We start from the raw sequence: 20,939 nt of genomic DNA, 5'->3' as shown, positions 1-20,939 counted from the left end.
TAAAGTTTCAATAAGACTCTAAGAGAATTGAAATACAACTCTATATTCAGACCCCCACAAGAGATCCATGTCGTTTCAATAAGACTCTAAGAGAATTGAAATCCCTATTGGGTGATGGGTGGCTATATCGTACATAGTGGGTTTCAATAAGACTCTAAGAGAATTGAAATCCATAACTTCCTCCTCTTATCCACAACCATTATGAGAGTTTCAATAAGACTCTAAGAGAATTGAAATCGGCACCGTTCGGGGTACGGCTCGCTTCATAGACCAGGTTTCAATAAGACTCTAAGAGAATTGAAATGCGCTTATAGTGGCGCCAGGCGTATCTATAGTGCCTCGTTTCAATAAGACTCTAAGAGAATTGAAATTCTAAAACAAGCGAATCGCTATAATCAGGGCTCTTCGGCGTTTCAATAAGACTCTAAGAGAATTGAAAGGATTACCTCGAGGGTCTTCATGAAGGTCTTAACGTCGTTTCAATAAGACTCTAGGAGAATTGAAAGAAAACCAGCCGAGTAAATAATCCTCTGCGAGATGTAGGTTTCAATAAGACTCTAAGAGAATTGAAAGTGGATGAAATCACGCCAGGAGAGCTTGAATTCATTTTGTTTCAATAAGACTCTAAGAGAATTGAAAGACCTCGACGAGGTAGTCGTACAACTCCATCAGCTTGCGGTTTCAATAAGACTCTAAGAGAATTGAAAGTTGGCTCTGCTGGGGGTGATCCCGTGATTTGGGTCCGAGTTTCAATAAGACTCTAAGAGAATTGAAAGAATTCACAAGCAGTGATACTAGCTTATTGGTTATCCAGTTTCAATAAGACTCTAAGAGAATTGAAAGCGTGGCAGGTGGCGGTATAGCCATGCGGCGAAGGTGGTTTCAATAAGACTCTAAGAGAATTGAAAGCACTATAGTGTCATCGAGCGCAATATAATCCTTCCAAAGTTTCAATAAGACTCTAAGAGAATTGAAAGGTCGTCAATCTCGGATACCCCGTCGTGCTGTTGAAGTTTCAATAAGACTCTAAGAGAATTGAAAGCTCAGCCGTAGCCCCGTAGTTCGTGCCGTCCAGCTCCTGTTTCAATAAGACTCTAAGAGAATTGAAAGACAAACACCCATACACGTGGCGACCACTGGGTGTACGTTTCAATAAGACTCTAAGAGAATTGAAAGTGCTTCAACCACGTGATGATTTTCCTAGCAGCCAGCCTGTTTCAATAAGACTCTAAGAGAATTGAAAGTTAAGAGGAACTCATGAGACTCCCTCCAGACCTCCAGGTTTCAATAAGACTCTAAGAGAATTGAAAGAGGGGTTTTTGATGTGCAGCGTAACAGCTGCAACCTGTGTTTCAATAAGACTCTAAGAGAATTGAAAGGATATGGGAAAAAGAAGAGCCGATAAACAAGGTTGGGGTTTCAATAAGACTCTAAGAGAATTGAAAGTCTTTACGACCTCGACCCTGTCATAAAGTATCCGAACCGTTTCAATAAGACTCTAAGAGAATTGAAATGTCACCCCCTCTGTGCTAAACAAGTATTCAAAATACAGTTTCAATAAGACTCTAAGAGAATTGAAAGACAATTAAAGGTAGTAGGACGGGACACTCTTTTTAATGTTTCAATAAGACTCTAAGAGAATTGAAATAACGATGATGACGGACTGCTCGAGGTTTTCGCGAGGTAGTTTCAACAAGAAATAAGAAACCAAAAAGTGAAAAGTGCTTTTACTCCATCCTCCTTCCGAGCAAGCGGTTTATTCTCGCCCTTATGCCTCTGTTGCCCTTCACAAGCATAACTGTCTTCGGGCATTTGCTCGCTACCCTTTCAGGCACTTCCCCAAAGAGTAGCCTCTTGAAAAGGCCCTCCCTCGTTGCCCCCATGACCACGAGGTCGTGCTTCCTGCACTCATCAAGTATCGCATTTACCGCGTCGCTTTTGTTCACTATCTTCAGCTCCGCGTTTTCGATCCTCTCCATTACCGGCTTCAACTGTGCCCTTACCTTCTCTTCCAGCTTGCCGGTGGTGTTGACGCTGAGCACAGTAACTCTTGCACCGTACGCATCGGCGAGGATCGAGACGAGCTCCGCACTGATGGCGCTATGCTTTCCTCCCCTCGTCGGAAAGAGAATGCTCTTAATTTCTCCGCGTTCCTCGGTGTCGCCCGGCTTGATGACCAACACGTTACACGGAGCGTTCTCAACTATCTTGTCGAGGTTGCTTCCCATGACGTACTTACTCCACCTCGAGCGCCCTTCCCAGCCGAGGATGAGAAGGTCAGCCTTCTTGTCCCTCACTGCACTCATTATCCCTCTGTAAACGCTGTGAGCGTAGTATATCAGGCCCTCTACCTTCACTCTCCCATTAGTGTAAGACTTTGCCTTCCTCACGACTGCTATAGCCTCGTCCGCGAACTGTCTTGCCTCCTCGAGCGGTGTCTGCTCCGGAACCGTCACGACGCTGACAATGAGCAGCTCCCCGTTGACTTCCTCCGCTATTCTCTCGGCGTATTTGGTCAGAACCTTTGCGTTCTTCGGATTCGACACAGCCACCATTATCCTGTACCTTCCTTCCTCACCAGCTTCCTCAAAGACTGTCTCCCTCTCGAACTTAGTTGGCTCAACTTTGGCGCCCTTATAGGTGACGTAAACGACGAGCCCTATACCCACCCATGTCAGCGTTATGGCCCAGGCGGTGGGGCTGACATTAAAGACCCACACTGAAAGTATAGCCTGGAAGAATATCGCCAACAGCGGGATGTAGGGGAAATAAGGCATTAGAAAGCCGTAGTCTAGCTCATCTCCACGTTCGTTTCTAATCTTTATTACTGCGGCGTTGACTAGGAGGAAAATTAGGAGAAAGACTATGTCAGCACTCGCTGCTACATCTTCAATCGGGAAGATGAGGGCAACGGTCAGGACTATGAGTGAGGATGCAAAGAGCGCGTAGTGAGGCACCCTTCTAACCCGGTGGATTCTGGAGAATATTGGGGGCAGTCTGCCATCCCTGCTGATGGCAAAGAGGACCCTTGTGGAGGAGTATATAGTAGCGTTGAGGGCAGAAGTTGAGGAGAATATAGCAGCGAGCGTGATGAGAAGGCCGCCATAGGGCATGAGGTCCTTTATTGCCTCGCCCATTCCCACAGGTCCGAGTTCAGCGAACCACTGGCTCAATGGCATGTTCCCGGGCTCGGCGCCGACTATCGCAGCGAAGGCAAATAGGAGGTACGTTGCGGTAACGGCGGCAACAGAATAGAGTATAGCCTTTGGAACGGTCTCCTTAGGATTGACTGCCTCTTCACCGGCGTGGGCTATTACTTCATAGCCCTCAAAGCCCACGTAAGTAAACCCCATCGCCATAAGAATTTTATCCCATCCGTTGGGGACGAAGTCGTTGAAGTGGGCAAGCTTTTCTGGATGCACTATTATGTAATAAATTGAGAACAGACCGATGAAAGCCAGCGTTCCCATTTGACCAAGAGTAATGAGGTTCTCGATGCTGCCAGTCTCGGAGACGCCGAGGTAGTTGATGATTATAAAAACGATGGCTATCCCAAGGGCAAGGAGCTTAATTATCAGCTCGTGCTCCAAGCCTAGACTGATGAACCAGTCAGTTCCCTCGAGGAGAAAAACCGTGTATGTCGCGAAGGTTATGGCGTAGAGGCTGCCCGCAACTGTCAGAGCGAACCAGTTTATCCAGCCCGAAATAAAGCCGACCAAGCCCTTGAAAGCCTCGTCTATATAAGTGTAAGCACCACCCGCCGTTGGCAGTGCTGAGGCGAGTTCTGCGAAAGACATGGCGGAAAAGAAAGCGATGAGACCGTTGAGAGCAAAGGCAATGAGTATGCCGCCGGGACCGGCGAAACCGATGGCGATACCGGTGGCAACAAAAACACCGGCACCGATCATCATTCCCATTCCCATCATCATGAGGTGCATCAGTGACAGACCGCGGGATAGTTCTATTCTCTCTCCATCATGTTCCATACTCATCTCCTCCTATGCCTTGTAACCCTTTGAACCTCGAGAACGTGACCAATCTTTTTCTTGGCATACCTGCGTTTTTTCTCAATTCTCTGGCGTTTCATCTCGGAGATTGTTGAATTTGATTTCATGAGAAGAGCCAGCATAGCTCCGTAAGAGCCGAAAATGAGAGTTATTCCAATTATCTGATCGAGATCCATAGATTCCACCCCTGTGCGAATGTAGTGTTAACCGCAGGAGTCTTTTAAAATATGTCGATGGGAAGAAAAAGTTCTCAAACGGTAAATATCCGTATCGTGTTTGTCCCCACAGTTTTGCCTATCGGCGTTCCCTTCGTCAGCAGAACCGTGTCGTTTTCGTTCACTAGGCCCAGACCTTTGATAAGACCCAGTATCTCGCGCTCGCTGGTCTCCTCGACGAGGAATGGATAGACTCCGTATGAGAACATGAGGCTATTGGCAACCTTCTCGTCAGTGGCGAAAGCTAAAATCCACTGCTTCGGCTTGAAACGGGATATTAAGCGGGCGGTTTCACCAGTTCTTGTGGGGGTTAGGATGTATTTGATGTCTATCGAGTTGAGGGCCTCTATGATGCTCCTCGTTATGGTGTCCTTTATCGTCCCTTTCTTTGGCATCCGGCCCTTCCATTCCACAACGCGCGCTGACCAGAGGGAATCGCGGTAGGCTTCGGTGGTTTTTGCTATCTTGGCCATCATCCTCACCGTATCGATGGGATACCTGCCCACAGCAGTCTCCTCCGAGAGCATAACTGCGTCCGTTCCATCGAGAATGGCGTTGGCTACGTCTGTAACCTCTGCCCGTGTGGGGAGCTTCTCTTGGGTCATCGACTCAAGCATTTGGGTGGCGGTTATTGCAGGCTTGCCCGCCATGTTGGCCTTTTTTATGAGCTTTTTCTGGAGCACCGGAAGCTTCTCAATTGGCATTTCTACTCCCAAATCGCCCCTAGCTATCATTATCCCATCGGCAGCGCTCAATATTTGGTCAAAGTTCTTCACCGCATCGGGCCTCTCGATCTTAGCAATTATAAACATCTTTCCGTTCCTTTCCTCTACGAAGCGCCTAACCTTGAGGACGTCGTAGGCCGAGCCAACAAAACTTATACCGACTGCATCGATACCGTGCTCAATGGCAAACCCAAGGAACTTCAGATCCCTCTCCGTCACGGCATCTATTGCTATCCTTGCGTTCGGGACGTTTATACCCTTGTGTGAGAAGAGTGTGCCCCCAACAAGGACTTTACAGACCACGTCAGTATCGCGGACCTCCTCGACACGAAGTGCTATGAAGCCGTCGCTTAGGTAGATGACATCCCCCTTGGATACCATTCTAGGAAAGTCCTTGAACTGCACAGGTATCTCTGCCTCATTGCCCACAACGTCACGGGTGGTAAGGGTTATCGTTTGCCAGCGCCTCAGCGTCACGGAATCATTTTGAATCTCACCAACTCGTATTTTCACTCCAGGAAGATCTCCGAGGATAGCAACGGGTCTGTTAAGCCTCTCTGAGACTTCTCTTATCAGCTCAACCGTCTTGGCGTGCTGCTCGGAGTCTCCGTGAGCAAAGTTTATGCGCGCAACGCTCATTCCTGCTTTTATCATAGCCTTGAGGGTTTTCCTATTGAGCGACGCCGGTCCGACGGTTGCTATAATCTTCGTCTTGTGTGGTGGCAGCTTCATGTCGTTCACCTAAGGGGGAACTTTAACTTAACCTTAAATAATCTTATCCCACGAAACATTAATAAATTAGGAGAACCTAATTATCTCGGTGATTGCATGAGCCCCCTTGAAGTTAGGGTTTTTAGCGAAGATGGAAAAGAAGTCCAGCTCAAGGACATCGTTCTCGGAAGGTGGACGGTTCTTTACGTCTATCCCAAAGACAACACCCCTGGATGCACCACTGAGGCAAAAGAGTTTACAGAACTCCTTCCCGAGTTCGAGAAGCTTGGCTTCCAAGTGATTGGGGTAAGCAAGGATTCAGTTAACTCTCATCGGAAGTTCAAAGAGAAGCATGGATTAAAGATAAAGCTCCTGAGCGATCCCAGCGCCGAGCTTATCAAAGCTCTAGGCGCATGGGGTAAGAAAAAACGCTACGGTAAAGAGTACGAGGGTGTCATAAGAAGCACCTTCATTCTAGATCCTCAAGGGGAGATAGTCTGGAAGAAAATTAATGTTAGAGCAAAGGGACACGCAGCAAAAGTCTTAGAAGAAGCAAAGAAACTCGTGAAAGAAAGCTGAGGCTATTTTATTCGTCCTTTTCTTTTCCTAGCACTATCTCGGGCTGTGGCGAGGGTTCTTCTCTCTTCCCCGGCTCGAACCTCGAAAGAAAACGATCAATAATCCCAACGATTCTCACGTTCTCACCTCTCAAAGCTTAAAAAATGAAGGGATAAGGATGCTCACTTCATGAGCACAAAGCCGACTATGTTGCCCTCATAGGCGAGGAAGACCTTAACGCCATTGAGGGTCTCATAGGCGGCGTAAACGTCCAGCTCGCTGAGGTCGTAGTCACCAACGACCTTGCCAACATAGTCGCCGTCGTAGACGAGCTTCTGGACGGTTACTCCGCGCGGGTTAGTGAACTCCTCAACTGAGACCTGGCCCAGATAGTCCTGGACTTCGGCAGGGTCGATGCTGACCTCGGTCAGATTCGTGGACTTAACTCCAAGCCCCATGTAGGGAACACCCCCACCAGCAGCCATCATGCCACCATTTGCGTGGCCACAGCCCTTGGCATAGGCCATAGGAGTGGTGCCCCTCTCAACTTCTGGGTTTGGTCCTGGCACACCCTGGTAGGCAGCTACCGCTCCAAACACCAGGCCGAAGAGACCCAACACCATCAAACCAATTCCCAACCACTTCTTCATGTCATATCACCTCTCCATGTGTAATTTCAATATTACATATGTTGGATTTCTTTATAAAGTTTTCGGTGTCGAAAAGCTATAAAACCTCAAACCGTAGAGGACTGATGCCATGAGGAGGGAGTTAATAACCGCAATCCCCCCAGACGAAATAGAGATTATCCTGAGAAAATCTGGGGCAAAGATTGAGCTGACCATTTCAGAGGCAGAACCATTCCACGGCATGCCGAGGTACAGAGTGCTTCTGGAAGGGGCAGACGAAGAGATAGAGAAGTTCATGGATGTCCTCAGACTGGCAAGAGCTGGCGGTTAGCCCACCAGTGCGTTCTTGAACCCAAATTCTCTCACGAGCCGTGCGGCTTCAATCATCTCCTCATCCTTGAGGGTTCTGCTGATCTCTGGATGTTTCCCTGCTTCGTATTCTGGCCGGTACTGGAACATCACGTTTATTCTAACATCCTCCCCGAGGTTCTCGGCTATCCACTTTAGTATCGGTCTCGTGCAGCAGTCAAGGTGACCAGGAATAACGAGATGTCGTATCAGGAACTCGGCTTTGTAATGCCTCTTGGCGAGGAGGAAGTTTCTGGTGATAACCTCCCAATACCGAGGGGCCTTTGAGTACTTCAGGGCACACTCGTCGTTTCCCCACTTGAAGTCGGCGAGGTAAACATCGACAACCCCATCGAGAAGCTTCATTGCCTCTTCGCTCATGTACATGTTGGAGTTCCAGACTACTGGAATCGGGACTTTGACGTGCCTGAGGGTCTTGATGATGAAGGGAAGGTTTGGAGTAGGCTCGCCGCCGACGAAGTTCACGTTCTTTGCTCCCTGTGCGAAGGCCACGGTTATCTTTTCCGCCATCTCATTTGGTGGATTTTCAACTCCGGCCCGAAACTGACTGATGTCCCAGTTCTGGCAGAAGACGCACCGGAAGTTGCAGCCGCTGAAGAAGACCGTGTAGGAAGGAACCAGCTCCGGCTCCTCGCCGTAGTGGAGGAACTCGCTCGCAACGAGGCTCTCCTTCACCCTGCAGTAGCCGAGTTCCCTTTTTCTGTTCGCTCGGCACTTGAACTCGCAGAGCTCGCAGCTCTCGAGGATCTTATCAGCTATAACCGCTTTGAGGTCGAGGAGACTCTTCTCTGGGCTTTCGCTGAGGTCGTTCTCCTTCAATCTGTCCATAGCCTCTTCGTGAATCTCCCAAAGCTCTTCCAATGGCGCATCTTCGTCAAACTTTACTCCAACCCGTTTTGATAGAAAGAAGTTCGGCACTTCATCTCCCCTAAGAATCGCGAAGTAGTGGGGCATTGCCCTTACGGCCCCTTCAATCTCCCTAATCTCTATCCTCCTGAACCACATCACCATCTAATAGGTCCTCATAGTTAAAACACTTGTCGATTACCTTTCCAAGGCGGCCCTCAGCTTGAGGAGGCACTCGTCGCAGTAGCCTGGAATCCGGCCGTCCCAGTCCTCTATGTTGGTGGGGGGATGCATGACACACTGGTTGTTGCAGTGCTCAAGGCCGAAGCTGTGCCCAACCTCGTGGAGGATACCCTTGAGGAGCCTGCTTTTGAACGTCTCAAGCTTCCTCCTGCGCTCATGGGGAGAATCATCGGGGGTTATAGGAACCTCGAAGGGCTTCATCGACAGTATCATAATCCTAAGGCCGGTGATGACCTCGTGAATGCCCAGAAACTTCTCGTAGAAGTCAAAGTAAGGATTCCTAGAAACGAGCGGAAAGGTGGTGAGGGCGAATATCTTGTTCATTTTGATGTCCTCTTTCTCGTTGATTTCCTGGAGCAGTCTGGAGTAGAGAACCTCAACGAGGGCCTCAAGCGGATAGACCCTTATCCTGCCCTCCGGTGTGTTGAGGTTTATCAGGTAACCCGGCTCCAGCTCAAGTTTTCCTATGTAGAGGAACCTCACGGGAATCTCATTCTGGTGGAAGAAGCGGTTTGCATCGTCGAAAACGTTGAATAGAACGTCGGTTATTATTTCTTTGTCCACGAAGTTCCCGACGTAGGTGAAAGCGATAAACTCCATGATTTCACCACAAATGAGAGACCGTTTCAAACTTATTAAATTTTAGGTGATTGAACCACAAACGTTTTTAACCGCCTTTCTGATGGCTTTTCGGGCGATGGCGTCCGCCCGGGCTTCGAGCCGAACCGCCCGTTTTGGGCTGATGACGCCTGTTCTCTGCCAGATATAGCAGGAGGCGGTAGAATGGGCTCGAAGCTGAGTGAGATTGGCAGGTTTATTAACGCTGATGCGCTCATCAGCTACGTTGAGGAGAGGCGCCACGAGGACGGCGGCTACTGCTTCGTGAGCGTTTTGGACGAGACCAACATTAACGACACGTACTACGCGGTAAAGATTTACGACCTGCTCGGGCTCGAAATTCCCGAGAGGGAGAAGACAGTGGAGTTCCTTTACACTTCCGCCCAGATGCAGACCGCGGTGGTGGCCGTTGCAATGGCCATCGAGGCACTGTCATTACTGGGGGCGAGAGATCTGGCAAGGGAAAAGCTGGACCTGCTCTTCTCCAAATACAACCCGCTAGAAGGGAAGTTCGCCGTTGGCCTCGGCGGAAGTGAGGAGTTCGGAACGGCTACTCCCCTGGAGGCAACCTACTGGGCCACGAGGGCGCTGGCGGCCGTGGGTTACCGTATGGACGGCGAGACCAGGGAAAGGATACGCGAGTTTGTGATGGGGTTCCGCAAGGGAGACGGCTTCGGGGTGAAGGGGGCCACCACGACCATGACCTACCAGGCCCTCTTCACCCTCAAGGGCCTTGGCTATGCCGTCCCAGACACCACCCACTTCTACAGATGCGAGGTCTACGGCGGCTTTACCGAGGTGCCCTACTCGCTGCCCCCCTATCTAGAACCGACGTTCTATGCCATAAGAGGTCTCAGTCTGCTCGGCAAGAGGGCGCGCTACATAAGAGACCACATCAGGTTCATCAGGGCACTGCAGAACCCCAACGGAGGCTTCAGGCGCTCGCTGGAGATGGGCATATCGAACTTCCAGAACACGTACAGAGCCGTGAAAGCCCTCGACGAACTCCTGAAGTGGTACTGATGGATATCGTGGGAATATATCTCAGGGAGGCTATGAAGGAGGGCTGCCCAGTCTGCAGGATACTCGGGGAGTACGAGGAGTCTGAAATCAATACAATCCTCTACGAGCACGTGAACGACCCCACTGTTAGGGTTAAGTTCAAGGAGAGCCTTGGTCTCTGCACCTACCACGCCTGGAAAACCCTCAAAACGGCCTACTCGAACCCACTGCTTGGCCCGCTGGGAGTGGCAATAATCTACGAGCACATGCTTTCAACTTATATCAAAATCCTCGAAAGCTGGGAGAAAGTCAAGGAAGGCGAGTGCTTCCTGTGCCTTCTCGTGGAGGAAAAGGAAAAGGACACGGTGGAGGCTATCACGGAGAAGATTGAGGAGCTCCTTCCCGTTTATGAGTCATCGGAGGCAATCCTCTGCAAAAGGCACCACGAGATGATAGACTCAATCCTCAGGAAGAAAAATCCCCAGAGCGCGGAGAGGCTCAGAAAAGTCCAGCTGGAGAAGCTGAAGAAGCTCAGGGAAAGGATGAACTCTTTCATAAACAAGTTCGACTATAAGGCACTCGAAAGGCCCACAAGAGGAGAGGTTTCATCCCTCCCAATGACTATAGAGGCGCTTAAAGGGCTCGAAAACGGAGCTACCCTAAGGAAGAAGGAACGAAAAAAGCGGACAAGGGGAGTTTTGCTATGGAGATAGAAGTAAGCCCCGAGGAGCTGGCTGAGATACGGAAGAACCAACGGGAGATAGAGAGACGCTTCAGAGACCTAGAAGGGCTTGAGAGAACCCTAAAAGCCCTCAAGTTGCGGTTCCTCTTGGAGCAGAGGGCCAGGCTGGAGAAGAGGCTCAGCGAGATGAGGCAGAACTATCGCGAGATGCTCGAGTTCGAAGATAAGGCAAAGAGGGATAAGGAGTTTTTGATGGCATTTAGGAAGGAACTCAGCGATGAGAACAAAAACCTTAGAAAAGAGCTAGGGGAAGAGAGATGAAAATAACCGTTAAGCCGCGGAGGGGCTGGCGGAGGGTTACCTTCAGGGTTCCAGATGAGGCCCTCGAAAGGATAGAGGAACTGTGCGAGCGCTACGGCTTCAGGTTGGATGAGGCTCTGAGGATAATACTCCTCCATGACTACGTGGATGATGGAGTCGATGTCGACGAGAAAGCCTTTGAAAAGCTTGAGAAGGAGATAGATGCTCTTGAAAAGGAGCTGTATAAGCTTGAAGGGAAGTGGTCGTCCCTGAAGTTCCGCTCCTATTATATAGCACTCGACAACCAGAACCTCGGAATCCAGCTCTCCGGAATGATCGCGGAGAACAAGAGACTGAGAAAGGTACTCGGGAAGGAGGAAAGGGACTTCTCGGAAGTTAAGGAGCTGATTCACTACTACATGGCCTTCGGGGACAAGGATTAAAAGAGACCCTACACATGGTTCGGCGGTGATGGAATGAACGGCAGGATAGCGGTTGCGATAGCACTCGGCGGTGCACTCGGAGCATTGGCACGCTTTTACATCTCGGGAATACTGCCTGTTTATAAGGACTTTCCTGTTGGAACCCTGCTCGTCAACAGCATAGCCAGCTTCATCCTTGGCTACATCTACGGTCTCCTTTTCTGGGGAATCGATGTTCCGGCAGACTGGAGGGCTTTCTTCGGAACAGGCTTCTGTGGTGCCTTGAGCACATTCTCGACGTTCTCCTACGAGACCTTTTCGCTCTTACGTGAAAGGGAGTATTTCCTCGCCGCCCTAAACATCTCGGCAAACGTTATAATCACGGTAAGCCTAGTTTTCATCGGATTCATTCTCGCAAGGAGGTGAGCTTATGGTTGAGGTCGAGCACTGGAACACGCTTTGTCTCAGAATCTACATAGGTGAGAGCGACCGCTGGGAGGGGAAACCGCTCTACAAGGCCATAGTGGAGAAGCTCCTCGAGATGGGAATAGCAGGAGCAACCGTTTACCGCGGTATTTACGGATTCGGGAAGAAGAGCAGAATTCACTCCACAGATGTAATGAGGCTTTCTACTGATTTGCCCATCATTATCGAGGTCGTGGACAGGGGATACAAGATTGAAAAGGCCATACACGAGATTAAGCCCATGATAAAGGACGGCATGATAACTGTCGAGCCTACGATAGTTGTATGGGTTGGCACAAGAGAGGAAGTGAAAAGGTTTGAGGACGATGCCGTGAGGGAGCTCTGACGCACACCTATGTGCTTTCCCCATCCATACAGTGATATCCGTTAACTTAATAAGGAGAAAATGTTACAATAATTATAAAAATAATAGACACTATGTTCCTGTAGATGGGGGCCCAGGCATGTTCACACTCGAATTTGAGGTCCCAATGGAGCGCTTTAATCAAGTTATGGATACGATAACATGGAGCGAGATGTCCCTAGAGTGGGTCTATTATAATGAAACAAGGGGAAGTGCAGTCTTCAGGCTCTCTGTTCCTGATGATTGTCTGGAGAAGTACCTTCTTCAACTCGCGGTGGCCGCTGGGCAAATAGAAGTAACCGTCGTTGAAAAGAGGAAGACAAAAACTTACATCCACGAGGCTTTTCTAATCAGCGTAGATATGCCTTCCGGTAGCTATCCAGTTTCTGTGCTCTTTAAATACCGGGATAGCAAGTTCTATCCCACAGACATAACAATAGCGATGCTCCCTAATTCACCACCAGACCTCTTGAAGGCCGTCCTGAACTTGACTATCGGCAGGGTTCAGATATCCACCGCCAGACTGGTTAAGCGTGTCGTAGAGGATAACGCCGTGGTGATACATCTGAAAACTCAGACAAGTGAGGGAACCATCCAAGATGCCTCATAACCGTAAGTTAAGCCCCCAGGAAAGGCGTGGGATTCTGCGGTAATATTTTAATTAAACTTTCAAATTGATTCTGGAGGTGTTTCCATGCTACACCACGTTAAGTTAATTTACGCAACCAAAAGTAGGAAGCTCGTTGGTAAAAAGATCGTTTTGGCAATTCCGGGCAGTATAGCCGCCGTCGAGTGCGTCAAGCTCGCGAGGGAGCTGATAAGACATGGAGCTGAGGTTCACGCGGTCATGAGCGAGAGCGCCACGAAGATAGTCCACCCCTACGCCATGGAGTTCGCCACGGGGAACCCGGTTGTTACGGAAATCACAGGCTTCATCGAACACGTTGAGCTGGCAGGAGACCACGAGAACAAGGCAGACCTGGTTTTAGTCTGTCCAGCGACGGCAAACACCATATCGAAGATAGCCTGTGGCATAGATGATACACCGGTTACGACGGTCGTAACGACTGCCTTTGCCCACACGCCGATAATGATAGCACCCGCCATGCACTCCACGATGTACGAGCACCCGATAGTGGCTGAAAACATAGAAAAGCTCAAGAGACTTGGAATAGAGTTCATCGGCCCGCGCTTCGAGGAGGGCAAGGCGAAAGTGGCAACGACGGAGGAAATAGTATACCGCGTCATCAAGAAACTCCACCAGAAAGATCTGAAAGGAAAGCGCGTTCTGGTAACTGCAGGGGCAACGAGGGAGTACATAGACCCGATACGCTACATAACCAACGCGAGCTCCGGAAAAATGGGTGTGGCAATGGCCGAAGAGGCAGACTTCAGAGGCGCGGAGGTTACGCTGATAAGAACCAAAGGCAGTGTTCCAAGTTTCGTCGAGAACCAGATCGAAGTCGAGACCGTCGAGGAGATGCTCCAGGCGATAGAAAATGAGCTGAAGAGCAAGAAGTACGACATTGTTGTTCTGACCGCGGCTGTAAGCGACTTTAGGGTTAAGAACAGGGCTGGCGTCAAAATAAAGAGTGGCAAAGAGCTCGTTCTGGAGCTTGAGCCGACGCCTAAGATAATCGACCGCGTTAAGGAGCTTCAGCCGGATGTTTTCCTCGTGGGCTTCAAGGCAGAGACTGGTCTAGGTGAGGAAGAGTTGATAAGTGCGGCCAGAAAGCAGATGGAGAGGGCAAAGAGCGACCTCGTTGTTGCCAACACCCTCCAGGCCTTCGGCAGCGAAGAGAACGAGGTGCTTCTCGTAACAAAAGAAGATGTCAAAAGGTTGCCAAGGATGGGCAAGCGCGAGCTGGCGGAGAGGCTCTGGGACGAGATCCTTCAGAGGATTCTTTAAACATCGCAAACCTTTTTAACATCTTCCTCAAATTTTTCTTAGAACGACCTGGGTGATATAAACGGTTAGTCTTGATAAATCACTGCCATACATTGGGATAACGCCATTCCAGATCACAGCGGCAGCGGTCACCTTAGTGGTCGGCTACATCGTGACCAAGATCCTAGTGGGACTCTTCAAGAACAGCCTCAGAAAAACCAAGCTCCCGCTGCTCGTTGTTGAGTTTCTGGCGAGGTTTTTCAGCGCCATGCTGTATGTTTCAGTAATTCTCGTAGCCGTGGGAGTTCTGGGGGTGTCTATCGGACCGGTTATCCTCGGTCTCTCGGCGGTGATAGGCCTGATTCTGGGCTTTGGCTTACAGGATACGCTGATGAATCTTGCAGCCGGCCTCTGGATTGCGGCCCTCGGACCGATAGACATCGACGAGGTCGTGAGCATATCGGGCCAGACCGGAAAGGTTAACAGCATAGGACTTATGGCCACTGAGCTACTGACCCCAGACAACACCATAATAATGATCCCAAACAGGCTCGTTTGGGGAGCCATAATAATCAACCACACCCGTATGCCCACGAGAAGGGTCGGAATTGATATCGGTGTCGCCTATGGAACCAACCTTGATAGGGCTATACAGCTCGCAATGGAGCTCATGAAGAGTCATCCCAAGGTTCTCAATGAGCCAGAGCCAAGCGTCGTCATAACTGCTCTGGCAGATTCATCCATAAACCTACAGCTCAGGGCCTGGACCAAGACCGAGGACTACTGGGAAGTGAAGGGAGACTTGACCAGGGGCATCTATGAACTCTACACCAAAGAGGGCATCGAAATACCGTTTCCGCAAGTGGATGTCCATATCCGGGAGATGTCAGGATAAGGGCTTTTGTTTTTCCCACTAAAGAAATTTTTGAACTTTACCGTCTGGTTTCAATATTGCAAAGTTTTGTTACAGAGTGAGCCAAAATGGTGGTTGAAGGAATAACCGGCCTGGAAGGAACGGGCAAAACTGCCCTTACCGCGAATATAGGGGCACGCCTGGCTATGCAGGGGATCAGGACTCTTCTTGTTGATGCGGATCTGTATTTTCCCAACCTAGGTTTTCATCTTGGAATAAACCCAAAGTACACAGTACATTCCTACCTCAAGGATCACGAGATGGAGATAAAGTGGCTGATATTCCCCCACAGGCACATCAAAAACCTCTACCTCATGCCAGGCGATCCGAATGAGGAAATACACCGCAGGCTTTCGTTCGAAGCACTTACTGGCTTGGTTGAGTACGTTAAAGAGTACTACGGTGTAGTTTTGATCGACTTTCCATCGGGTCTGCCGATAGCCGCCCGGCCCTTAATTAGCGGGCTGGATTACCAGATACTCGTAATAGACCCCAGTACCGTTCCTCTCAGAAATCTCCGGGACTGGGTGGGGTCGATAGTGGGAAAGTTCCTCCACTTGGGGCATCCAAACCTTTGGGTCGTGCTTAACAAACCACTCATTCCGAAGAAGGCCCTCCTCTCCCTCGAGAGGTTTATAGCTAATGAGCTTGAAGTGCCTCTGCTGGGAACAATACCCTATGATCCATTCATACTGGAAAGCACTTACACTGGCACTCCCGTATGTGAGTGGGGCGATGATCTTGGAGTGATAACAGAGATAGCTTACACAATTGAAGAACTTTTCGTTTAATGCCCCGAAACCCTCATAAAGTTTGTTTTCCTCCCAGTTCTTGGTGATTCTGATGAAAAGGATAGGCATAATCGGCGGAATGACCCCAGAATCAACCTGCTACTACTACCGCAGATACATCGAGATAAGTCGCGAGAAGTTTGGGAAGCACTTCTATCCAGAACTCATAATCTACTCCATAAACTTCAAGGAGTTCTTCGAGAACCCCGAAGGCTGGGAGGGGAGGAAGAAGATCCTAATCAACGCTGCCAAGGCCCTCAAGAGGGCAGGAGCGGAAATAATAGCGATGTCCGCAAACACTCCTCACAAAGTCTTCCCCGATGTTCAGAAAGAAGTAAACGTTCCGATGGTGAGCATAATAGAGGCAGTTGCTGAAGAAATCAAGAGGAGAGGGATAAAGCGCGTTCTCCTCCTCGGAACTAAAACAACCATGAGCTCCGATTTCTACGTCAACGCGCTCCGTGAGGAGGGCTTTGAAGTCGTGGTTCCAAGCGAGGAGGAGCAGGAGAGGCTCAACTCGATAATTTTCAACGAGCTGGCCTTCGAAAACTTCAGAAACAAGGCCTGGATAGTCGAACTAATCGAGAGGTATGCGAGGGAAGAGAAAGTCAAAGGAGTAATCCTTGGCTGCACGGAGCTTCCCCTGGCCATAAAGGCTGGAGACGTTAGCATTGAGGTCTTCGATACGGCGGAAATCCACATGAGGAAGCTCATAGAGCTGGCAAGCGAGTGATTTTTATACCCTTTTCTTTCCCCTTCGTTGGGTGAAAAGATATGGAGATTCGCGAGTTCCAGGAAATGATAAGGGAGATTTACTTTCATAAGGACTCAAAACGCAGCATAGACAGGACCTTCCTCTGGTTCGTCGAGGAAGTCGGCGAGTTAGCGGAGGCGATAAGGAAGAAGGACATGGAGGCGATGGAGGAGGAGTTCGCTGACGTTCTAGCGTGGCTTTCAAGTTTAGCAAACCTAGTTGGCGTTGATTTGGAGGAAGCGGCGAATAAGAAATACCCGGGCGTCTGCCCCTACTGCGGAAAGAACCCATGTGAATGTGAAGAGAAGTTTTAGAGATTTCTCATCTTTTTAGTGAATGCCAGAGAACTCAACCCCAAAAAGAACACCGATGCGAGGACTATCCCACGCATTATGCCCACATAATCAAAGAGCCACCCAAGGACAGCGTTGAGGACCCCATTAGTGTAGCCGCTATGAGGGAGTAAAGGGAACCAACAGTGGCCCTTTTCTCATCGGGGATCGCCTTCTGAAACCTTCCCTGCCACTCCTTGAAAGCCTGGGCGAATATAAACGTTTCAAGAACCAGCGTGATGAGCCCGAACCAGCCGCTCAGTCCCGCGAGAAGTGAGAGGAACGGAAGAAGAATCCCCCGCATAGAGGTAAAGCCTCTCCCTCACTTTATCCCCTACGTCAATGTACCATGAAATGCTGTTGATGGTCATGTGAAGTGCCACAACACCCGAAACAGCGAGAACGGACGCGAGGAATCCATAGAAGTAGAGCTGCATGAAAGCCGTGAAGAGGGTCACGGGAAGGCCAATGATGTTTGCATAGATGAAAAGCCAGAGAACTTCGCGGGAGTTCCAGACGAACCTGATGCTCTCAAGAAGGTGGTGACCGTATGGAAGCCCGCTTCTCACGGTGTCCTTTGGAATCGTGACGAGTATTAAGAGCGAAGTCAGAACGAAGGGAAGGCTCAGGATTATTGGAAGCCTCATACTGCCAGCAAAGTCCGCAAGGATGCCCCCTGTAAGAGTTCCAACGAAACCGCCGGCCATTTCAAAGGATCTTAGTCTTCCGTAAACTCTCGGATATTCATCTGCTCGTCCGTCTCTCTTTAAAAGCTCATAGAGCCAGCCTGTTTCTGCACCAGTGGTAAAAGCCGTTGAGAGGGCACCTATGATAGTAGCAAGGAATACGTCAGCAAAAGAATTAGCAAAATAGAGCAGGGGAAGAGAGGCAAGAAAAAGGGCCCTCGCCACCAGAACACTTGTCTTCTTTGAAATCTTGTCCGCCACCACTCCAGTTGGAACTTCAAGGAAGGCCACAAGGAGTAGAGAAACCGCCGCCAGCAGGCCAATCTGCCCCTTAGATAGGCCTAAGCTCTGGAGGTAGACCTGATAGAAGCCTGCATAAAGGGCAATGTAGAGGAATCCCGCGAGGTAGAAGCGTTTAATGCAGTCCATCGCCACCCTCCGTGATTTCATACTCCTAAAAGTACGCATAACAGACCGAAGATTAAAGCCTTTTTTCGACCGTCATCGAAGCGGAAAGACTTTTATACCTCCGAGCGCACTTCCCTATGCAGTAAGCTGAGGTGATGTGCATGCATGAACTCGTTGAGTTCGCCGTTGAAAAGGCTTTAGAGCTCGGGGCGAGTTATGCCGAGGCTCGCTTCGAGGAGAAGAATGGCACTTCTCTGGCAATGAAGAACGGCAATCCTGAAGGCCTTGAAGTCATCTCAGACAGGGGAATTGGCGTGAGGATTCTGGTCGATGGAGGCATGGGATTTGCCTCAACGAACGTCCTCACCAAAGAAAGCGTTGCCGAAGCGGTTAAAAAAGCTGTCAAGCTCGCTAAAGCAGCTTCGAAGGTAAGGAATGAGCCTATTCGCTTTAGCGATGAAGACTTTCACGAGGTTTACTACGAAGTCAAGATGAGGAAGGACTTCCGCGACGTTTCGGTGGAGGAAAAACTTGAGCTCCTGAAAAAAGTTGAGGAGGATGTTTTGGAGGCTGGTGCACAGACACCGATGCGCTTCCTCAGGTACTCTGACCAGATCTGGCACAAGATATTCATGAACAGCGAAGGTGCACTCGTTGAGAGCGTCATCCCGCGCGTCTCCATGATGTACAACCTCGTTGTCTCCGAGAACGGCCAGATGGAGCAGGCACCTTTCGTGCAGAGGGCCTTCTCAGGTGGACTGGAGCTCATTGAAAAGGACGAGCCTTGGAAGTGGGCGGTTAAAGACGTTTTGGCTCTTCAAAGGCTCATACGCGAGGGTAGGAAACCGCCCGAAGGAAAAGTAGATGTAGTCATAAGCCCAGAGGTAGCTGGCATAGCCGTCCACGAGAGCGTCGGGCATCCCTATGAAGCAGATAGAATATTCGGTAGGGAGGCGGCGCAGGCCGGTGAAAGCTTCGTAAAGCCAGAGATGCTGGGTGAGAGGATTGGAAGCGAAGTCGTCACAGTCATAGAGGATCCAACGATACCCAACAGCTGGGGCTTCTACCTCTACGACGACGAGGGTGTTAAGGCAAGGCCACGCTACCTAATTAAAGATGGGATTATAACCGAGTTCCTCACAAACAGGGAGTACGCAGCCAAACTCGGCCAGCGCTCCAACGCTTCAGCCAGGGCGATAAACTACAACCGCGAGCCGATAGTGAGAATGGCCAACACCTACCTAGCCCCCGGAGATTACAGCTTTGATGAGCTGATAGAGGACATAAAGCTCGGCATTTACATGGTCTCCTTCAACGAGTGGAACATAGACGACAGACGCTATCAGCAGCGTTACATCGGCAGAGAGGCTTATCTCATCGAGAACGGCGAGATTAAGCACCCCGTGAGGAGACCGATTCTGGAGATAACCACCAAGGCACTGTGGAGCAGCGTCGATGCCGTTGGCAAAGAGGTTGAGTACTTCCCAGGAACCTGCGGTAAGGGCGAGCCTGGCCAGGGCGTTCCTGTCTGGATGGGAGGTGCCCCTGCGAGGCTCAGGGGGATACCGCTGAGGAGGCCATGAGGTGGTGGAGATGTTTGACGTTAACGAATTCATCCTTAAGAAGGCCAAAGAGCTTGGCTTCGGCGATGTTGTCGTCCTCGGCTACGAGATGGACAGGCGCCAGGTGCGCTTCGCCAACAACGAGATAACTGTCGCCAAGAACTGGCACGAGAGGAAGGTGGAGCTCTTCGTCGAGCTTGATAAGAGGATCGCGGGAACAAGCATCACTGAGCTGAGCGAGGAGAACATCGAGAGGACGCTCAAGGCCCTGCTCTCGACTTTAAAGAACATGGCCCCGAAGGAGGACTACTACGGCATAGCAGAGGGGCCCTTCGAGTACATAGATATACCCGAGACCTTCGATAAAGCCATAGTCGAGCTCGATGAGCCGAACGAGTACGTTGAGAGGGCCATAAACGCGGCCCTCGAGGAGAGGGCTAAGCGTGTCGCCGGTGTTTTATACACTGACCACAACAGGATCTATCTCACCACGAGCAACGGCGTCGAGGCTTTTGACGAAGGAACAGGAATAGAGATAAGCGTTAGAGCCTTCATCGGCGACCTTGAGAGCGGCCACGGCACTAACTCGGTGAGGATTCTCAAGAAGTTCGATCCCGAAAGTGCGGGAAGAAAGGCCGGTGAGATAGCCAAGATGGCACAGAACCCGGAGCAGGGACCGGAAGGAAAGTTCGATGTGATATTTGACCCGCTGGCCTTCGCCAATCTTCTCAGTTATATGAGCTTCATGACGTCGGCCTATGCCGCCGAGGCAGGCTTCTCCTTCCTCGCTGGCAAGCTCGGGCAGAAAGTAGCAAACGAGGACGTTACCATCAAAGACGTCGGAAACATGCCCAACGCCTACGGAACCAGAAAGTTCGACGATGAAGGCGTTCCGACGAGAGAAACAATGATAATCGAGAACGGAACCTTCAAAACATTCCTACTCAACACGAGCCTAGCCAAGAAGTACGAAACCGAAACAACGGCCAACGCAGGACTCGCCATGCCGCATGCCTGGAACATCCTGCTTGAACCAGGTGACTACACCAAGGAGGAGCTCTTCAGTGAGGTCAAGAAGGGCATATACATCACCAATGTCTGGTACACCCGCTTCCAGAACTACGTTACCGGCGACTTCTCGACCATCCCGAGGGACGGCATCTTCCTTGTCGAAAACGGCGAGCTGAAGCCCATAAGGAACATCCGCGTGAGCGACAACTTCCAGAGAATTCTAGAGAACATCTCTGCCCTCGGGAAGGACATCCACCACATCCACTGGTGGGAGGTCAGAACTCCTGTCTTCACACCATACGTGGTCGTGAAGGACGTGGGAATAACGAGAGCAACAAAGTGACATCGTTATTATTTTATTTTTATCCTTCAAGTTGCCGTTCTCCTTTATTATAACCGTGGAAGTGTTGTGTAGAGGATTAAATCTTGACTTAGTCG

General features: G+C 50.1%; 23 protein-coding genes, 1 CRISPR repeat array and 1 riboswitch (1 of these 25 running past the window's edge). Of the genes, 16 read left to right on the top strand and 7 right to left on the bottom strand.

The features are described from left to right. Positions 1-1,647: direct repeats of the CRISPR family, unit length 29 nt; unit sequence GTTTCAATAAGACTCTAAGAGAATTGAAA (it extends 1,083 nt beyond the left edge of the window). Positions 1,648-1,727: 80 nt separating this feature from the next. From E3E33_RS03120 to pyk, 3 genes are all read right to left on the bottom strand, one after another. Further along, positions 1,728-3,992: an amino acid permease gene (locus E3E33_RS03120; RefSeq protein WP_240912007.1), complete on the bottom strand. Its 2,265-nt coding sequence runs from the start codon at positions 3,990-3,992 to the stop codon at positions 1,728-1,730. Continuing rightward, complete coding sequence (locus E3E33_RS03115; protein ID WP_012571744.1) at positions 3,989-4,183, bottom strand: hypothetical protein; 195 nt, start codon at positions 4,181-4,183, stop codon at positions 3,989-3,991. The genes E3E33_RS03120 and E3E33_RS03115 overlap by 4 nt, the downstream gene beginning before the upstream one ends. Before the next feature lie 74 nt (positions 4,184-4,257). Continuing rightward, a complete protein-coding gene (pyk, locus tag E3E33_RS03110) occupies positions 4,258-5,679 on the bottom strand; it encodes a pyruvate kinase (protein ID WP_167711790.1) in 1,422 nt (473 codons plus the stop codon). A 96-nt stretch (positions 5,680-5,775) separates the two neighbouring features. On the opposite strand from pyk, the gene E3E33_RS03105 reads away from it, so the two are divergent. Then, positions 5,776-6,237 (top strand): peroxiredoxin, encoded by a 462-nt coding sequence (locus tag E3E33_RS03105; RefSeq protein ID WP_167711778.1) that lies wholly within the window; start codon positions 5,776-5,778, stop codon positions 6,235-6,237. A gap of 161 nt (positions 6,238-6,398) precedes the next feature. On the opposite strand, the gene E3E33_RS03100 is transcribed toward E3E33_RS03105, so the two are convergent. Further along, positions 6,399-6,866: a hypothetical protein gene (locus E3E33_RS03100; RefSeq protein ID WP_012571747.1), complete on the bottom strand. Its 468-nt coding sequence runs from the start codon at positions 6,864-6,866 to the stop codon at positions 6,399-6,401. A gap of 109 nt (positions 6,867-6,975) precedes the next feature. On the opposite strand from E3E33_RS03100, the gene E3E33_RS03095 reads away from it, so the two are divergent. Beyond that, positions 6,976-7,176 carry a TIGR04140 family protein gene (locus E3E33_RS03095; protein WP_012571748.1) on the top strand — a complete coding sequence of 67 codons (201 nt, stop codon included), beginning with the start codon at positions 6,976-6,978 and terminating at the stop codon, positions 7,174-7,176. Here E3E33_RS03095 and E3E33_RS03090 read toward each other — a convergent pair. After that, a complete protein-coding gene (locus E3E33_RS03090; RefSeq protein ID WP_167711777.1) occupies positions 7,173-8,225 on the bottom strand; it encodes a radical SAM protein in 1,053 nt (350 codons plus the stop codon). The two genes, E3E33_RS03095 and E3E33_RS03090, sit on opposite strands and share 4 nt — an antisense overlap. Before the next feature lie 33 nt (positions 8,226-8,258). Then, positions 8,259-8,903, bottom strand: coding sequence for a peptidase M54 (locus tag E3E33_RS03085; RefSeq protein WP_167711776.1), 645 nt, complete (start codon positions 8,901-8,903; stop codon positions 8,259-8,261). 84 nt (positions 8,904-8,987) lie between these two features. Beyond that, a riboswitch (Fluoride riboswitch) is annotated at positions 8,988-9,062 on the top strand. Positions 9,063-9,086: 24 nt separating this feature from the next. Between E3E33_RS03085 and E3E33_RS03080 the strand changes: the two genes are divergently transcribed. The 12 genes from E3E33_RS03080 (at position 9,087) to E3E33_RS03025 (ending at position 16,816) form a co-directional block, all read left to right on the top strand. Further along, complete coding sequence (locus E3E33_RS03080; RefSeq protein ID WP_167711775.1) at positions 9,087-9,944, top strand: prenyltransferase/squalene oxidase repeat-containing protein; 858 nt, start codon at positions 9,087-9,089, stop codon at positions 9,942-9,944. Continuing rightward, positions 9,944-10,636, top strand: a complete 693-nt coding sequence (locus E3E33_RS03075; RefSeq protein ID WP_240912006.1) for a DUF6062 family protein — start codon at positions 9,944-9,946, stop codon at positions 10,634-10,636. Before E3E33_RS03080 ends, E3E33_RS03075 begins: the two co-directional genes overlap by 1 nt. Further along, a complete protein-coding gene (locus E3E33_RS03070) occupies positions 10,627-10,926 on the top strand; it encodes a hypothetical protein (RefSeq protein ID WP_012571753.1) in 300 nt (99 codons plus the stop codon). Before E3E33_RS03075 ends, E3E33_RS03070 begins: the two co-directional genes overlap by 10 nt. Beyond that, positions 10,923-11,348, top strand: coding sequence for a hypothetical protein (locus E3E33_RS03065; protein WP_167711774.1), 426 nt, complete (start codon positions 10,923-10,925; stop codon positions 11,346-11,348). The genes E3E33_RS03070 and E3E33_RS03065 overlap by 4 nt, the downstream gene beginning before the upstream one ends. A gap of 33 nt (positions 11,349-11,381) precedes the next feature. After that, on the top strand, positions 11,382-11,753 hold the full coding sequence (gene crcB, locus E3E33_RS03060) for a fluoride efflux transporter CrcB (protein WP_012571755.1): 372 nt from the start codon (positions 11,382-11,384) through the stop codon (positions 11,751-11,753). 4 nt (positions 11,754-11,757) lie between these two features. Next, positions 11,758-12,138, top strand: coding sequence for a DUF190 domain-containing protein (locus E3E33_RS03055; RefSeq protein WP_012571756.1), 381 nt, complete (start codon positions 11,758-11,760; stop codon positions 12,136-12,138). A 118-nt stretch (positions 12,139-12,256) separates the two neighbouring features. Next, positions 12,257-12,766: a hypothetical protein gene (locus E3E33_RS03050; protein ID WP_167711773.1), complete on the top strand. Its 510-nt coding sequence runs from the start codon at positions 12,257-12,259 to the stop codon at positions 12,764-12,766. Between the two features lie 84 nt (positions 12,767-12,850). Next, entirely contained in the window at positions 12,851-14,065 is a 1,215-nt protein-coding gene (gene coaBC, locus E3E33_RS03045) for a bifunctional phosphopantothenoylcysteine decarboxylase/phosphopantothenate--cysteine ligase CoaBC (protein WP_167711772.1), read from the top strand. 82 nt (positions 14,066-14,147) lie between these two features. Beyond that, entirely contained in the window at positions 14,148-14,939 is a 792-nt protein-coding gene (locus tag E3E33_RS03040) for a mechanosensitive ion channel family protein (protein ID WP_167711788.1), read from the top strand. An 86-nt stretch (positions 14,940-15,025) separates the two neighbouring features. Further along, positions 15,026-15,748 carry a MinD/ParA family protein gene (locus tag E3E33_RS03035; protein ID WP_167711771.1) on the top strand — a complete coding sequence of 241 codons (723 nt, stop codon included), beginning with the start codon at positions 15,026-15,028 and terminating at the stop codon, positions 15,746-15,748. A gap of 52 nt (positions 15,749-15,800) precedes the next feature. After that, positions 15,801-16,481 carry an aspartate/glutamate racemase family protein gene (locus tag E3E33_RS03030; RefSeq protein ID WP_167711787.1) on the top strand — a complete coding sequence of 227 codons (681 nt, stop codon included), beginning with the start codon at positions 15,801-15,803 and terminating at the stop codon, positions 16,479-16,481. A 41-nt stretch (positions 16,482-16,522) separates the two neighbouring features. Continuing rightward, the gene (locus E3E33_RS03025; RefSeq protein WP_167711770.1) at positions 16,523-16,816 is read left to right on the top strand and encodes a MazG nucleotide pyrophosphohydrolase domain-containing protein; all 294 of its coding nucleotides are present in this window, start codon (positions 16,523-16,525) and stop codon (positions 16,814-16,816) included. Positions 16,817-17,058: 242 nt separating this feature from the next. Here the strand turns inward: E3E33_RS03025 and E3E33_RS03020 are convergent, their stop codons facing one another. Beyond that, positions 17,059-17,949: an MFS transporter gene (locus E3E33_RS03020; protein ID WP_240912005.1), complete on the bottom strand. Its 891-nt coding sequence runs from the start codon at positions 17,947-17,949 to the stop codon at positions 17,059-17,061. A gap of 140 nt (positions 17,950-18,089) precedes the next feature. On the opposite strand from E3E33_RS03020, the gene E3E33_RS03015 reads away from it, so the two are divergent. Then, positions 18,090-19,511, top strand: a complete 1,422-nt coding sequence (locus E3E33_RS03015) for a TldD/PmbA family protein (protein ID WP_167711786.1) — start codon at positions 18,090-18,092, stop codon at positions 19,509-19,511. Positions 19,512-19,521: 10 nt separating this feature from the next. Continuing rightward, complete coding sequence (locus E3E33_RS03010) at positions 19,522-20,844, top strand: TldD/PmbA family protein (RefSeq protein ID WP_167711769.1); 1,323 nt, start codon at positions 19,522-19,524, stop codon at positions 20,842-20,844. Positions 20,845-20,939 lie beyond the last annotated feature (95 nt).

The sequence above is a fragment of the Thermococcus sp. GR5 genome (assembly GCF_012027535.1).
GTDB classification, from domain to species: Archaea; Methanobacteriota_B; Thermococci; order Thermococcales; family Thermococcaceae; genus Thermococcus; species Thermococcus onnurineus.
Note: the sequence above shows the minus strand (reverse complement) of the source record. Positions and strands in the feature narration are given on the sequence as shown.